Origin of the sequence: Streptomyces gardneri, from assembly GCF_006539185.1 — a bacterium.
Taxonomy (GTDB): Bacteria; Actinomycetota; Actinomycetes; order Streptomycetales; family Streptomycetaceae; genus Streptomyces; species Streptomyces gardneri.
Genome location: NZ_BJMN01000062.1, coordinates 19,187 through 33,817 on the forward strand (window position 1 = coordinate 19,187; position 14,631 = coordinate 33,817).

Sequence of the window (14,631 nt, forward strand, 5' to 3'; positions counted from 1 at the left end):
GGGTGTCCGGCCTGATCGGCAAGACACCCCCTGGGGTCCGACCCCGATTGGCGGCGCCCGCTCAGGGCGCCCGCCTCACCAGTAGCTTCCCCGCACCATCGCCGCGAGCGTGGCGTGGTGCAGGATGAGGGCGTCCGGGTCTCCGGGCACCTCGACCTCTCCGAAGTAGGCCTGCCGGTACGCGATCCTGAGCATCACGATCGCGTGCCGCAGCGCCGCGTAGAGCGTGTGGAACTCCATGTCGCGCGGGGTGTGCCCGGTCAGTTCCGCGTACCGCCGCTCGATCGCGTCGCGGCGCAGGAAGTCGGGCAGGCCGGGCTGGCCGAAGGAGACCGTCAGGTCCTGGAAGAAGCGGTGGAGGTAGACCGCCCAGCCGAGGTCGACCTCGCGCGGGACGCAGGACGCCATCTCCCAGTCGAGGACGGCGGCGGGCGTGAATCCGTCGTAGACGATGTTCCCGATCCGGGCGTCGCCCCAGCCGAGGACGGCCTCGCCCTCGTCCGCCGGCCAGTGCGCCTCCAGCCAGTCGAAGGCGGACTCGATGAGCGGCGAGGGGGCTAGTCCCTCCACCACCCAGGCGTAGTAGGCGCGTTGGGCGTCGACATGGCGGCGCAGCGGGGTCCCCGTGCCGTCCGGCAGCAGGAACTCGGCCTCCTTCGCCGGGAACTGGTCGTGCAGCCGGGCCAGTACGGCGACGGACTCGTCCTCCAGGACGGCGCGTTCGGCGTCCGTGGCGGCGTGCAGCCAGTTCCCCTCGTACGTGTAGGGCATGACGTCCGGCGGCACCCGGCCCTCGGCGCGGGCCATCACGAAGAAGGGGGCGCCGAGCGGCCCCGGGTCCTCCTCCAGCCACAGCACGCGCGGCACGGGGACGTCGGTGTGCTCGCCGACCAGGCGCATCACGCGGTGCTGCCGTGCCATGTCGTAGACGGGGAAGACGGTGTACGCGGCGGGGTCGGCGGCCAGCCGGAGGGCGCAGCCCCGCACGGGGGCGTCGGGGTGCTCCAGGTCGAAGAGCAGGGTCTCGCTGGACATGCCGTTGGACCCGGGCACGGCGAGACCGGTGACGCGGGCGCCGGGCAGGTGCCGGTCCAGCCAGGCGGTGAGCCGTCGGCCGAGTTCCTCGGGGTCGCGGGTGCTGGTGCGGGGGCGGGGGGCGATTCCCATGTCAGGCTCCTCAGCCGGCCGTCGAGGTGTGGTCGGCGAAGCCGCTGGGGTCGTGGCGGCCGAAGGAGCCGTGTTCGAAGATGCCGTAGCCGGTGTGGCCGTCGAGGGTGAAGCGCGCGGCGTGGTCGGTGACCCCGTAGGCGGCCATGGGGTGCGCGGACGGGTCGGAGAGGTCGTAGACGCGCCGGTCGGTCCAGCCTCGGCCCTGCCAGGTGCCGTGCTGCCAGTCGGTGGCGGGCGGGTATCCCGCGCCGACGGCCAGGGGCGAGGAGGCGAGGATCTCGACGCCGATCTCCAGGGGCTTCCCGGCCGGGTCGGCGAGGTGGACGACGGCCCGCTCGGGGTGGCGGGTGCCCGGGCGGTACGTGATGTCGGTGCGGGGCCAGCCGAGTTGGGTGTCGCGATGGCCGTTCCGTACGAGCAGGGCCTCGTTGAGGGTGCGGTAGCCGTCGGCGTCCTCCTGGGCGATGACCATGAGGAAGCGGTCCTCGAAGCGCATCGGGATCCAGAGCCAGTGGAAGCCCTCGGGGCGGAACTCGGCGGCGCGTCCGGGTTCTTCGCCGGGTATCGGGCGGACCCCCCAGCTGCGGTCGCGGGTGCCGGTCCACTCCCCCTCGGTGACCGTGAACTCCTCGCCGCCGGCCCTGATCGTGCCCGCGCAGTGCCCGGCCTGGACGAAGCGACGGCCTTCGAGGGTGAGGCGGCCGCCGTGGCGCTGGGTGTGGTGGGGCTCCCAGACGGTGGGGAAGTCGCCGGTCCAGGTGAGGTCGAAGGACAGCCCTTCGGGATCGTCGGGAGCCGCCTCGCAGCGCAGGGAGAGCCGCTTGAGGGGCTCGTCGACCGTGATGGTGAGGGGGCCGACGGAGAGGTTCGTACGGTCGTCGCCGAGGGCGTCGGATGCGCGGACGGCGTGCAGCCGGTCGCCGGTGCGCAGGGTCGCGTAGGCGTCGATGACGCCGGTGTTCGGGTAGACGCCGAGGCCGGCGATGAGCAGGGCCCTGCCCTGGTGGTCGAAGACGTGGAAGATGCAGCGGTCGTAGGCGTTGCGGTCGCCGCTGACGTGGTGCTTCATCGAGAGCGGGGCCTGGTGCACGGGGTATTCGTCGAGCGCGACGGGCCGGTCCTCTGCGTGCCGGTTCACCGACATGGCTGACCTCCTGATCGGCGGGTGGTTCCGCGTCGGCGGGTGCTTCCGCGATGGAAGCTGACGGTACGTCAGGTAAATGCCGGGGGACCAGAGTCGCGCACCGGGTACCGGGCGAACTGCCGCTCGAATCCGTTCGGGGGTGACCCCGGCCGTCCGGAAAGCGTTGGTCCGGGCATGACCACGCTGTACACGACTCCCAACGGCTACGGTCGGCACCGGCAGGCCGAACCGCATGGTGAAGAATCGGTTCCTCGCAAGGCGCCGGTGCCGCCACAGGCACCTGCGCCCGCGCCCGTCCCGGTGCCCGTCCCCGTCGCGGTGCCGGTCGCCGGCCCGGCCACCGCCGACCCGCCCATCTACCAGGACGTCCTCAGCCTCTGGGCCAGCCAGGGCCGCACCCTCCCCGGCCACCGCGACCAGGAGTGGAACCGGCTCGCCGCGGGCCCCGTCTGGGCGGACCGGACCGTACGGGTCAGCGGGACTCTGGTCCGACGAGGTGACGTGCGATGACCACCCGCTGGATCTGATTGGTCCCCTCGACGATCTGCAGCATCTTCGCCTCGCGCAGATAGCGCTCCACCGGGAAGTCCGCGGTGTAGCCGTACCCGCCGAGCACCTGCACCGCGTCCGTCGTGACCCGCATCGCGGTGTCCGTGCAGAAGAGCTTCGCCATCGCCGCCGACCGCCCGAAATCCCGCCCCTCGTCCCGGAGCCGCGCCGCCTCCAGACAGAGCGCCCGGCCCGCCTCCAGCTGGGTCGCCATGTCGGCGAGGAGGAAACGGAGCCCCTGGAAGTCGGCGATCGGCCGCCCGAACTGCCGGCGCTCGCGCGCGTAGGCGACGGCCTGGTCCAGCGCCGCCCGGGCGAGCCCGACCGCGCAGGCGGCGATGCCGAGCCGGCCCGAGTCCAGGGCGGCGAGGGCGATCGCGAAGCCCTGCCCCTCCGCGCCGAGGCGCCGCGCGTCGGGGACCCGTACACCGTCGAAGTGCAGCTGGGCGGTGGGCGAGCCCTTCATGCCCATCTTCCGTTCGGGCGGGGCCGCGCTCAGCCCCGGTGCGTCCCCCGGCACCAGGAAGGCGCTGATGCCGCGCGCCCCCGGACCGCCGGTGCGGGCCATGACCGTACAGAAGTCCGCGATCCCGCCGTGGGTGATCCAGGCCTTCGTACCGTCGATCACCCAGTCGTCGCCGTCCCGGACGGCCCGGGTCCGCAGCGCCGCCGCGTCCGAGCCGGCGGAGGCTTCGGAGAGGCAGTACGCGCCGAGGAGGCCGCCGCCCAGCATCGCGGGCAGGTGCTCGGCCCGCTGCTCCTCGGTGCCGAAGCCCCCGAGCGCGTGGCAGGAGAGGGTGTGGACGCTGACGCCGAGACCCACGGTGAGCCGGGCCGCCGCGAGCTCCTCCAGGACCTGGAGGTAGACCTCGTACGGCTGGCCTCCCCCGCCGTACGCCGGGTCGTAGGGCAGTCCGAGCAGCCCCGACCGGGAGAGCAGCGTGAAGAGCTCACGGGGGAACACCCCTGCCGCCTCCTCCTCCGCGGCGCGCGGGGCGATCTCCCGCCGGGCGATGTCGCGGACCAGGGCGAGCAGCTCCCGGGCCTCGTCGCTGGGCAGCCGGCGTTCCACGCCGTCCGCTGGGCTTTCGGACATGGCCGGGTACTCCTCCCTGGCGGGCGGCGCGAGCGTGCGCGCACGGGTTCGCGGGGAGTATGCCCGTTCGGTCCCGGGGCATCACACGGCCGGCGTCACATGAGACCCGCCCGGGTGACGAACACGGCGAGCACGACGACCAGGGTCCAGCCGAGCACGTGCTCCAGGATCTTGGGGCCGTCACCGTCCCGGGGACCGCCCGTCCGGGCGCGGGAGAGGAGTCGGGCGTAGGTGGTTGCGGTCATGGCCACCACAGTGCGGCACACGGGCGGCCCCGGGGTAGAGACGTCGGTCACGTCCCCCGGGGCCGCCCGGCCCGGTCGGACGGTGCCGGGGCCGCGAGGGCCTTGCGCCGAACGGGCGGCGGCCGGTCCGGGACGGAGAGGGGGCTGCCTCACCTGTGCCGGAGACCACTCGGCCGCTCGCGCCGTACCGCCCGGTACGGAGCCGGACGGCTCCCCCGGGCCGCCGGAGTCCGTGGGTCACGCCACCGTCACTTGCGGCCGACGCCCGCGTACATCGCGACATCGGCGGAGGGTGTCTCCGGCCGCCAGGCGGAGCAGGACACCACGCCGGGCGGCAGCAGTTCCAGGCCGTCGAAGTAGCGCGCGACGGCGGTCGGGGTCCGCTGGGTGAGCTTCGGGGTGCCGTGCTCGTTCCAGAACGCCACCGCCGCGTCGACATCCGGCATGTCGGGGTGGGTGACCGTGTGGGAGAGGACGAGGTAGCTGCCGGGGGCGAGCGCGTCCATCAGCCGGCGGACGATCGCGTACGACTCCTCGTCGTCCTCGATGAAGATGACGACCCCGAGCAGCATCAGCGCGACCGGCTGCGAGAGGTCCAGCGTCTTCGAGGCGGCGGCCAGGATCGCGTCGGCGTCCCGCAGGTCGGCGTCCAGGTAGTCGGTGCGGCCCTCGGGCGTCCCGACCAGCAGGGCGCGGGCGTGCGCAAGGACGAGCGGGTCGTTGTCCACGTACACGACCCGCGCGTCGGGGGCGACGCGCTGGGCGACCTCGTGGGTGTTGTCGGCGCTCGGCAGCCCCGTCCCGATGTCCAGGAACTGCCGGATGCCCTCCTGTTCGGCCAGGTGGCGGACCGCCCGCCCGAGGAACAGCCGGTCCGCCTTCGCGTACTCCCCGATCCCGGGATGCAGGTCCCGGATCCGGTCGCCGGCCTCCCGGTCGACGGGGTAGTTGTCCTTCCCGCCGGTCCAGTAGTTCCAGATCCGGGCGGTGTGGGGCCGCGAGGTGTCGATGCGCGATGCTATGTCGGTCACTCCCGCAACGTAGCGCAGCGCTCCCTCAACTCCCGTAGAGGGACGACACATTGCACCCGGCGTTCACATTGTTCACGCCCTGGGACCCGTCCGGATACGCCCGCTCCGTTCGGGTCCGTCGCGCTGGATCGGTGCTGTCTGGCTTGGAACGAAGGCTGCAGCGGCCTCCGAGGCCAGGACTCGGGGCGGCCCTGCTTCGTCACGGGCCGATGTGCACGTATGCCGCCCAGACTTCCACGGCTTCCGGGCGTTCGCGGCGCCGTTCCTGCACGGCGGCGTGCAGGGCGTACGCGGCGTCGCGGGCCGTCGGCACGGAGGCTGTGGTGGCGGCGGGCTTCAGGAGCTTCTCGTAGAAGCTCGTGGTGACCCGGTGCGCACGCAGGTCGCTCAGCTGCCACTGGGCGGCGACCACATGGCGGAAGCCGGCAAGCTGCAGGGCCCCGGCGAGGCTGACGGGCTCGTCGGAGTGGGCCCGCGGGGCCAGGTGGGTCTGGCAGGCGGACAGGAAGGCGAGTTCGGCCTGGTCGAGGCGGAGCCTGGCGATGTCGCGAATGTGCAGGGAGTCGCTGGTGGCGTGGTCCCACAGGTAGAGGCGCCCGTCCGGTTCCTCGGGGTTCTGTTCGCCGTGGCCCGCGAAGTGGAACCAGCCGCCGGCCCTGAGTCGGCGCAGCACGGTCGCGCGGAGCGCGTCTGCGTCGCGCAGCGGCTCTGCCGCGGGAAACAGGCGCGCGACGGCGTCGATCTCCCGGGCGACGTGAGGCAGCTCGTCGAGGTCCGTCCCGGGCGGGGTCCCGCCCACTCCGACGAGCAACAGCGGCGGCGCCGCGCGGGACGTGACCCTGCCGGCGGCGCGGGCGGCCTGGAGGGCGCGCAGCGTCGGGGTGAGGCTGGACACGTAGCGGTCGCCGAGGCTGTCGCCCGCCGTGCCGTCCGCGCCGGAGGCGTCGTCGCGCCGGGTCGCCGCGTGGACCGGAAGGTGGTTGAACACGCCTGTGGGACACCACCAGATACGGGGCGGGTGCCCGTCCTCGTCCCGTACAGGAGCGGCGGGCAGGGCCTCCAGGACAGGCTCGGCGACCGTCGTCCACAGCCAGTCCAGGAGGTCGGTCAGATAGGGACGGAGTTCGGCGTGCTGGTCCACGTGCTCCGCGTCCTCGTCTCCCGCCTCGGGCGGGTGCACGAGCCGGGACAACGCCTGGGCACGGAGCACTGCCTTGTCGTGCCGGAACCGGGGCAGCGGGACGACTGTGAGCGTGCCGTCGTGGAGGACCAGCGCGTCCGAGCGGAGGAGGCTGGAACTGAGGACGACGACCGGACCTTCCTGGGCGGCGTCGAGCAGCTCGCGACAGGCCGTGGGCTTGAGGAAGCCTGCGAGGCCGGGCAGCTGCCGCACCCGTTCGACGAGCTGGTCCCAGTCATGCTGGCGCCGCCTACGGTACGTACCCGCCTGCTCCGGTTCGCCGCTCCGGGCCGTCGTCCGGTCGTCGCGGGCCAGGTCGAGCTCGGCCGCGAGCCCCGGGTCCTGGCGGCGCACGGCCTCCAGGTCGATGCTCATGTCCAGGGCATGCGCGAGGAGTTGGCCCCGGCCGTGTTCAAGGATCTCGAGGGCCCGGTCGGGAGCACCAGCGGTGAGGGCGATGGCCGCCGCGTCGGACACCGTGTGCGAGGTGTCGCTCAGGGCGTGCAGCCGGTCGTCGAACGTGAGGCCGCCCCAGGCCAGTCGCGGCAGGACGGCGATGGCGGCGGTGCACGCGTCGAGGGCCCCGGCCCAGTCGTCCTGTCCGACGAGGAGCTCGGCGGCCTTGACGGCCGCTTCCCATCGGGTCGCGGGAGGCCCCGACAGATGCCGGGCCACCCGCAGGCACAGATCGACGGCCTCGCGCACTTCCGCGGGCGACGGCTCCTCGGTGTTGACGAGGGCCGTGGCGAGGAGCAGCGCGGGCAGAGCCCAGGACGGGCTGTCCGCGTCCAGTGCCTTCAGGGCCCTTCGGTGGACGGCAAGCGCCTCCCGCCGGGACTGTCGATCACCCGTGAGGAGCCCGACGGAGTGCAGAGCCTCGCTGTACTGGGCCTCGGTGGCCGGACGGACGACGTGCTCGGGCGGCAGCGCCTCCAGGGCCCGTCGCAGGGTCTCCACCGCCCGCTCCATGTCGTGGCGGGCGCGCTCGGCGTCACCCTGCTCGGCATGGTGAACGCCGCGGCTTACGAGGCAGGAGCCCAGGACGGACAGCAGCAGGGGCTGGTCGATCGCTCCGTCGGGCGTGCCTTCGAGAGCGTCCTCGACCGCCTCCGATGCCTCGTCGAGCAGGGCGGGCTCCCGGTCGAGCAGCCACCAGGAATGCAGGGCCGCGGCCAGGTCGCGGCGGGCGGCTCTGCCGACGATGTCGCCGGCCGAGGTGATGGTGGCCGCGCGCCGCAGGTGCCGCACGCCGGACCGGAGCTGGGCGCGGTCCTGCAGGAGGTCGGCGGCCTGCCGCAGGATCAGCCCGAGGTTGTGGCGCAGGACGGGCTCGTCCTGCGGAGCGACGTCCCGGCTGTCGAGGGCCTCGTTCAGGAGCCGCTCCGCCGCCCCGTGGTCCTCGGGGCGACCGGGCAGGGAGAGGACCAAAGCATGGTTGGACAGACGTACCGCCCACGCGGGCGCGCTGCCCGGGAAGGGCGCCAGCGTGACGCCCTGGCGTGTGTGCTCCAGGGCCCGCTCGTAGTCCCGCCGGTGGCCGTCGCGTTCGTACCGCAGCCGCAGCATCTCGCCGAGGGTGGCGTGCAGGACCGGGGCTTGCTGCGGGGCGAGCCGCGGCGGACAGAGGCGCAGGGCCTCCTCCGCGTGGGCGATGGCGGCTGACAGGTGCTCCGGGTCTCCCGTCGCCTGGTAGACGTCCCGGTGGAGCACCGAGAGCCGGCTGTGCACGGGCCATACCCGCTCGTCGCCGGTCAGCATCGGCAATGTCCGCCCGTAGAGCGCGGCAGTCTCCCGCAGGTAGGCGAGTCCGGGCTCGGCCGGGAACTGGTGGCGGACGTCGGCCAGCAACCGCACATGCAGCGCGTGATCCGGCGCACCGGGCGGGACGACGGCCAGGGAATCGGCGGCGAGGCGGTGGGCCAGGGCGGCGTCGGCGGGCGTAAGGGCCTCCTGCTGGGCGTGATGGACGAGGAGCATGGCCAGGTGCCACTGGAGGTCGGTGCGCCGCCACACCTGCTCGGGCGCGGCGAGGCGCAGGGCGGCCTCGAAGTCGCGGCGGGCGCCCAGGGCGTCTTCGGGCCGCCCGTGGATCCGGTAGCGGGTGAAGAGCACGCGGCCCCGAAAGTCGAAGAGCCTGCCCGGATCCCCCGGCTGTTCCCCGAACGCGGCGATGCCGCAGGAGGTCAGAGCGAGCGCTTCCCGGCAGAGTTGGTCGTCGTGGGTGCTCTCGTACCGCTGCATCAGGAAGCGGCTGCGGCGGACGATGAGGAGTACCCAGGTCGCGAGCCCCGGGCCCGCGACCGGGGACAACGGCCGGCCGAGGGCCTGGCGGGCCTGTTCGACCCAGGACGCGGCGGCCGTCTCGTCGCCCCGTAACGAGGCGAGCTGGGCCGCGGCGACGAGGATCGCCGCGTGCAGGTCCGGCAGCCACGGCTGCCCGTACGATCCAGCCAGCGCCGGTGCCGTCGACCGGTGGCAGTCCTCGGCGAGCCGGGCGTCGGACGCGTCCCCGGTGGCGCCGTGACGCAGGACGTGGAGCAGCATCAGCCTGTAGCGGCGGCCGATCCAGTTCTCGGCGTCGGCGGGCGGCGTTCGGGTCGCGGACGCCACCATGGTCTCGATGGAACGGTCGAGGGTGTCGAGGTGGCCGGTCGCGATCCACTGGTAGCTCTCGCAGGCCCCCAGTTGCTCTTCGAGCTGGGCCCGTTGCGGATGCTCCGGGGTGGTGTTCAGCAAGGCGTTCCGATAGAAGGAGACCGCGTCCTGGAGCGCGGCCACGTCGCTCGGATCGTCGTACCAGGCCTCAAGGAAGTGGTACGCGGTCCGGCCCATGTCGGCGGCGACGAGCTTGGACTCCGGGACGAACAGCAGCCGTCCCAGGAACCGTTCGAAGGAGTTCATTCCGCTCGGGCGGCTCATCCGCGCCCCTCCCACCTCGTCCGATGCCCTAATCTGTGTGCAGCGACGGAGCGTAGCAAGGGGGCGATGTGCGGGCCGAGTTGAGCCGTCTTCGTGAGGATGCCGAGGACATCCTGGAGGCTGCCGTACGCAGCCGGCTCTCCCCGGAGGGCTGGGAGCAGGTGGAGGAGTCCCTGACCGCCATGTCCGACTCCTTGGACCGGGGCGACCACGACGGATTCCGGCAGGCGCTCTTCCGTCTGGAAGACCTCGTGCCGGTGGCACGCGCGCCCAGGAAGCTGACCGGCGCGACGGGGCCCTCGGAGCAGATCCTGGAGCGGAAGGCACTGCTCCAGGACCGGCTCAGCGGGAACGATCGCGAGCGCGCGGGCAATGCGGGACCGACCGACGGAGCGGAGCGGGATGGGCAGCGGGACGGGCAGTGAACCGCGTCATGCGCGTGAGGCTCTCCAGCTGCACTACTTCTTCGCCTCTCAGCGGTTCGGTGACGAGGGCGGACGCCTGCTGCGGCTTCTCTGGGAGACCTGCGCACAGGCCGGCATGAGCACGGCCCTCCAGCCCGGCGGCGAGCTCACTCTTCCCGACGGCGACGTCCTGACCGGCGGCTTCGACTTCCGCTCTCTACGGCAGCGGTCCGACGCCGACGGAAGGCGACAGGCCATGCTCTACCGGATGAACGACGTGGTCGGTCTCACCGTCATGCTGGCAGCGGACGAGGGGCCGGGCCGCAGTGCCGCGGAGAGCGCCCAGGTGCTGCGCGCGCTCGAACGTACCTGGGACGAGGCCCGCGTGCGGGCTGTGGCAGCACAGGCCGCTCCCAGCGCCGGCGCCACCCCCGACACCGACGCGTCGCTCATCGGATCGATCCGCATCCACCGCTCGCTCCGTGTTCCCGACGGTTCCCCGGTCACGGACCTCGCCACCGTGGGCGAGGGCCTCCGGCGCGAACTGGCCCCACAAGCACGGTTGTCCCGCCCAATCGAGACCGACGACGACCTGATGTTGTGGGAGATCACCCGATCGGACGGCGGTGTCTCCGCCCCCCGCGATCTCCTCGTCACCACTCTGGCGACCGACGAGCAGGAAGGCCTGCTCGACGACTGGAGCTGGCACGCCGCGCACGGCGACCTGGTACCCCTGACGCGGTATCTCATCGGCGCCACACAGGTCCGAGAGAACCACCGCGTACGCCTGGGCAGCTCTGCCGACCTGGACGAACATCTCTACCGGCTGCGGCGCGACAGCGAGGGACTGACCAGGAACTGGCAGGACCTGATGGCAAGTTCGCAGGTCGGGGCAACCGTCGGCAGACGCGCCCTCGTCCGCTGGGAGCGCCTTGCCGAGCAGGCTCGGCAGGCCCTTGCCGAGGAACGGCTCGCGGGCGCGACGACGAGCAACCTGCGCGCCATGACCCGGTCTCTGGAGGTCGCATCCGCCGCTTTGCGCGTCCTGGGCGCGGGCGCCGACGGCCGGCCGAGGGTACTGGACAGGGACGAGGAGATCCGCGCGCGGCTGGCTGCGATGCTCGATGACGACGTGACCTACCTCGGCATCGCCCGCGAGCAGGCGGCCGAGGCGGCACGGGTCGCCACGGAGTCCGCAGCGCAGCGGCTGCAGGGTCACCAGCAGTACCTGTCGCTGATCCAGACCACGGTGATCGGCGCCCTCCTGCTCACACTGACGGCTGTACAGGCCCTGGCGTACAAACCTCCCGTGCCGGTCCGCCTCCATGCTCCCCTGATCGCCTTCCTCGGCGCGCTGGGGCTCGTCCTTCCGCTGCTCGTCGTACGCCGCTGGCGAGGCGGGACCGGCGGCCGGATCGGCGGCGTCCTGGAGATCGCGTCGCTGTCCGTGGCAGGCGCCGCCGCGGGCTGGCTGGCAGGCAGGGCGCTCGGCCACACCGCACCGAGCGTCCTGGTCGGCGCGGCCCTCCTAGCCCTCCTGGGGGTCCTGCTGACCCGCCGGTCCTCGCCCTGACGACACCCACTGCCCTCCCACCGACGACTCCCCCGACCGACCGAGAGCGGGCACTTCATGACCACACCTCCGCCGCCACCGCCCGTCCCGAACGGGGTGGCCTGGTGGCACAAGGCGCTCGGGCTGTTGGTTTCCGCCGTCATCTCCGGCGTGGTGGGGGCGTGGGCGGCAGGCTGGTTCAACGACGGCCGTGCTCCTTCCGGTAGCGCCGCCGGACAGCCGGTCGCGGAACAGCCGGCAGCCGGGACGACCGGGAAGGGCCGGTCAACCGCGGGCACCGGCACGATCCCCCTGTCGACGGACCCCGACACGCACTGCAGCCGGGCACGTGCCGTGGGCTCCGTGGAGTGGGCTCCCTGCGCGCGCATCACCGACGACGCGGTGCAGTTCGGGGTCCTGGCCCGCAACGTCGGGGCCCGTCAGGACCTTCGAATGCGCCTCGGCTACGTACGCGCCGGGGTCGCAGTCCCGTGCGAAGTCTCGGGCGCCGAGGTGTCAGTGTCGGTGGACGCCGGGAAGGCTGTATGGCTGACGGTGCCGGGGTGCTCCGTGGCGCGGGTCCACGGCGCGGTGCAGGCCAAGGTTCAAGTGGCAGCCTCCGGGGACTTGTTCTCCGACGTGATGTACTCGCCGACCCTGCACGTACAGCCGGACGGCTCGGTGCGGACGCCTGCGCCGAAGTGACCGCCGGGCAGCGTCGCGGACCCGCCGACGGCACCCGCATACGTGGTCAAGGCCCAGTTCGTTCGGTTCGTCGGTGGCGACCCTGACCGCCTCGCCAACAACGCTCCCAAGCAGATCGAGTTCAAGGTCACGATGTGGAAGAAGGTGGGCTAGCCGCCTGCTCTCACGCAGCAGGAAGTTCGTTCGGCCAGTGATGAAGACACACAGCGGCCCCCGGCAGAGAAAGTGCCGGGGGCCGCTGTGTGTACCAGCCTAGAGACTGGAGACTTCTTTGCCGCAGAATCCCAGCGCGGTGAGCTGGCGCTCATCGTCCTGACGCGCCAGGAGCGTTGCCGTCAGGTGCTCGAGACGGCCGTGGGGCCGTACATCGTCACAGCAGGCCGAGCGTCCGCAGTGCGCGGTGCTGACTTGATGCCGGCTCGGCCGGCCAGTAGATGTAGCAGACACCCCCCGTACCGCTTCTGACCTTGCCGTTTGCGTCGTACCGTTTTGTCCTCAACCAGATGTTCTCCCACTCGCGTCGCCGGTAGATCCGGCGGACGGCCGCGTTGTCCGGGGAGGCCGGGTCGTTGGCGATGACGTCGCCGTCCGCGGTGAAGCCGATGACGGTCATGAGGTGGCCGGAGGTGCCGTACCCGGCGCCGGTCAGCTCCTCCTCGCGGAAGGACTGGGACGTTATGGCCGGGATTCCCGCCCGGACCAGGCCTTCGAGCTCCGTGAGCGAGCGCAGCCGGGTGACCACGGCGTTCATGTCGGGGTACGTGGCCGCGTAGGCGGCGTTGAAGGGCCAGTTGCCGCAGCCCTCGTACTGGTGGTCGTAGGTGAAGCGGGCCGCGTGGCAGACCTGGGGGTCGGCGAAGTCCGGGTTCACCCAGGCCAGCTGCTCGGCCGAGGGGCGGCGGCCCCAGTACTCGACGATCATCTGGGAGGAGGTCGGGCTGCACCAGGCCTCGCCGCCGTTGTCGTACTCGGGGTACTGCCCGACGTGGGTGTTCTGCGAGTAGCGCGGCACGGTCAGCTCGTGGGCGGGGCCGGGCTCCGAGGCCGGGACCGTGAAGCGGTCCGGGACGTCCGAGGCCATCGCGCCGAGCCGCCACACCGTGGGGGTGAGGCCGCTGCCCGGGGTGCGGTACAGCGTCAGGCGGAGGCGGTAGGAGAGCAGCCGGAGGCCGCTCGCCGTGTCGTCGATCGCGAAGGTGTCGGTCCAGACGGTGCTCTTGCCGTCGGTCTGGTCGTCGACCGAGGTGCGCCGGATGTCGCCGTCGCCGGACGCCCAGCGTCCCAGCACGTACCAGGGGGTGGCGGTGGCGTCGGAGTACGTGCCCGAGAGCTCGACCTGGAGCCAGGTGCCCGGCGGTGTGTGGGCGTTCCAGGAGGCGATGACCTCGGTGGCGGGCACGGTCGAGGTGTGCGCGGGCGAGGTCCAGCTCGCGTACTCCCAGGCCGAGGTCCGGCCCGTGTGCGGGTCGGCGTACTCGGTGCGGCCGGCGGGGGTGGCGAGGACCAGGCCGGGGCGGTGGCCGGCGACCGCCTTCGTCCCGGCCGCGCTGCCGCACCTCCAGTCGGTGTAGGAGGACCAGAAGCGGTTGTCGACGATGCCGGGGGCCGGTGCGTGTCCCCGGGCGGCGCCGTCGGGGGCGGCGGCGCCGTCGGGAACTGCGGCGGAGGCGGGGACGGCGGTGGCCGCGGCCGTTCCCGCGGCGGCCGCGAGAGCCGCGGCGAGGACGGTTCTGCGCGGGGTGGAGCTGGGCATGGGCGGTGACCCCCAGTCGAGGACGGCGGGCGTACGGACCTGCTGCGCGGGCCCACTATCCCGGCTCGCGCAGGGCGTCCGCCAGCACTTCGCCCCGCGTCGCCGAACCAATATTGGTATCGACCACTGGCGGTGGTACCTCCCTGACCTGCGGCGGTCCCCCACTCCCCTACCCTGGGCCCATGAACGACCTCGACCGCGCGGCACACGCCCTGCTCCGGCTCCCGCCCTCCTGCGGACCGGTCCGGCTGGTCGCGGTCGACGGCCACGCGGGCTCCGGGAAGTCCACCCTCGCGGCCCGTCTCTCCACCGCCCTCGACGGCGCCCCCGTCCTCCACCTCGACGACCTCGCCACCCACGAGGAGCTCTTCGAGTGGACCGGCCGACTGCGGCGGCAGGTCCTGGAGCCGCTCTCCCGGGGCGAGACCGCCCTCTACCGGCCGTACGACTGGAACCGGCGGAGCTTCGGCGAGCCCCGCGCGCTGCCGCCGGCCCCGGTCGTCCTCGTCGAGGGCGTCGGTGCGGGCCGGACGATGATGCGGCCGTTCCTGGCGTGGCTGCTGTGGATGGAGCGGGAGCCCGAGGAGTCCTGGATCCGGGGGCGGCACCGGGACGGTCCGGAACAGGCCGCGTTCTGGGACGGCTGGACCCTGGCGGAGACTCGCCACTTCGCCGAGGACCCCTCCCGACCCTTCGCCGACACCCTGGTACGGGAGTGTCGGGAGGGGTACGACTGGCTTCCCGGGCCCTCTGCGACAGCGGGCCAGGACCAGATCATCACGTACCGTGACGGCTCCATGCAGGTGAATTGAGGGTCCGGAAGTCCGCTTCCGCAAGTGCTTCGACATCGCTTGACCCCGGGGGCGTACAGGTCTTACGTTCT

The 14,631-nt window shown here is 72.7% G+C and carries 12 protein-coding genes; 5 read left to right on the top strand and 7 right to left on the bottom strand.

Annotated features, from left to right (window positions below; translation table 11 throughout):
- Positions 1-75: 75 nt before the first annotated feature.
- Together SGA01_RS35925 and SGA01_RS35930 are read right to left on the bottom strand one after the other, a co-directional pair.
- Complete coding sequence (locus SGA01_RS35925) at positions 76-1,167, bottom strand: phosphotransferase family protein (RefSeq protein WP_141302143.1); 1,092 nt, start codon at positions 1,165-1,167, stop codon at positions 76-78.
- 10 nt (positions 1,168-1,177) lie between these two features.
- A complete protein-coding gene (locus SGA01_RS35930) occupies positions 1,178-2,314 on the bottom strand; it encodes an Rv3169 family protein (RefSeq protein ID WP_141302145.1) in 1,137 nt (378 codons plus the stop codon).
- 174 nt (positions 2,315-2,488) lie between these two features.
- Between SGA01_RS35930 and SGA01_RS42395 the strand changes: the two genes are divergently transcribed.
- The gene (locus tag SGA01_RS42395) at positions 2,489-2,824 is read left to right on the top strand and encodes a hypothetical protein (RefSeq protein ID WP_229918500.1); all 336 of its coding nucleotides are present in this window, start codon (positions 2,489-2,491) and stop codon (positions 2,822-2,824) included.
- Here SGA01_RS42395 and SGA01_RS35940 read toward each other — a convergent pair.
- From SGA01_RS35940 to SGA01_RS35955, 4 genes are all read right to left on the bottom strand, one after another.
- Positions 2,787-3,959, bottom strand: coding sequence for an acyl-CoA dehydrogenase family protein (locus SGA01_RS35940; RefSeq protein WP_141302147.1), 1,173 nt, complete (start codon positions 3,957-3,959; stop codon positions 2,787-2,789). The two genes, SGA01_RS42395 and SGA01_RS35940, sit on opposite strands and share 38 nt — an antisense overlap.
- A gap of 95 nt (positions 3,960-4,054) precedes the next feature.
- On the bottom strand, positions 4,055-4,204 hold the full coding sequence (locus SGA01_RS35945) for an SCO1431 family membrane protein (protein WP_107105422.1): 150 nt from the start codon (positions 4,202-4,204) through the stop codon (positions 4,055-4,057).
- A 248-nt stretch (positions 4,205-4,452) separates the two neighbouring features.
- Positions 4,453-5,235: an SAM-dependent methyltransferase gene (locus SGA01_RS35950; protein WP_141302149.1), complete on the bottom strand. Its 783-nt coding sequence runs from the start codon at positions 5,233-5,235 to the stop codon at positions 4,453-4,455.
- Between the two features lie 199 nt (positions 5,236-5,434).
- Positions 5,435-9,334, bottom strand: a complete 3,900-nt coding sequence (locus tag SGA01_RS35955) for a CHAT domain-containing protein (RefSeq protein WP_141302151.1) — start codon at positions 9,332-9,334, stop codon at positions 5,435-5,437.
- A gap of 80 nt (positions 9,335-9,414) precedes the next feature.
- On the opposite strand from SGA01_RS35955, the gene SGA01_RS35960 reads away from it, so the two are divergent.
- Genes SGA01_RS35960 through SGA01_RS42400 form a run of 3 tightly spaced genes read left to right on the top strand, consistent with a single transcriptional unit; the run spans position 9,415 to position 11,995 of the window.
- Positions 9,415-9,759, top strand: a complete 345-nt coding sequence (locus SGA01_RS35960; protein WP_141302153.1) for a CATRA system-associated protein — start codon at positions 9,415-9,417, stop codon at positions 9,757-9,759.
- Positions 9,737-11,311 carry a CATRA conflict system CASPASE/TPR repeat-associated protein gene (locus SGA01_RS35965; RefSeq protein WP_141302155.1) on the top strand — a complete coding sequence of 525 codons (1,575 nt, stop codon included), beginning with the start codon at positions 9,737-9,739 and terminating at the stop codon, positions 11,309-11,311. Before SGA01_RS35960 ends, SGA01_RS35965 begins: the two co-directional genes overlap by 23 nt.
- Before the next feature lie 57 nt (positions 11,312-11,368).
- Positions 11,369-11,995, top strand: coding sequence for a hypothetical protein (locus tag SGA01_RS42400; protein ID WP_229918501.1), 627 nt, complete (start codon positions 11,369-11,371; stop codon positions 11,993-11,995).
- A 370-nt stretch (positions 11,996-12,365) separates the two neighbouring features.
- Here SGA01_RS42400 and SGA01_RS35975 read toward each other — a convergent pair whose 3' ends face one another.
- Positions 12,366-13,748 (bottom strand): C39 family peptidase, encoded by a 1,383-nt coding sequence (locus SGA01_RS35975; RefSeq protein WP_141302157.1) that lies wholly within the window; start codon positions 13,746-13,748, stop codon positions 12,366-12,368.
- Positions 13,749-13,930: 182 nt separating this feature from the next.
- On the opposite strand from SGA01_RS35975, the gene SGA01_RS35980 reads away from it, so the two are divergent.
- The gene (locus tag SGA01_RS35980) at positions 13,931-14,560 is read left to right on the top strand and encodes a uridine kinase family protein (protein ID WP_141302159.1); all 630 of its coding nucleotides are present in this window, start codon (positions 13,931-13,933) and stop codon (positions 14,558-14,560) included.
- Positions 14,561-14,631: the final 71 nt, after the last annotated feature.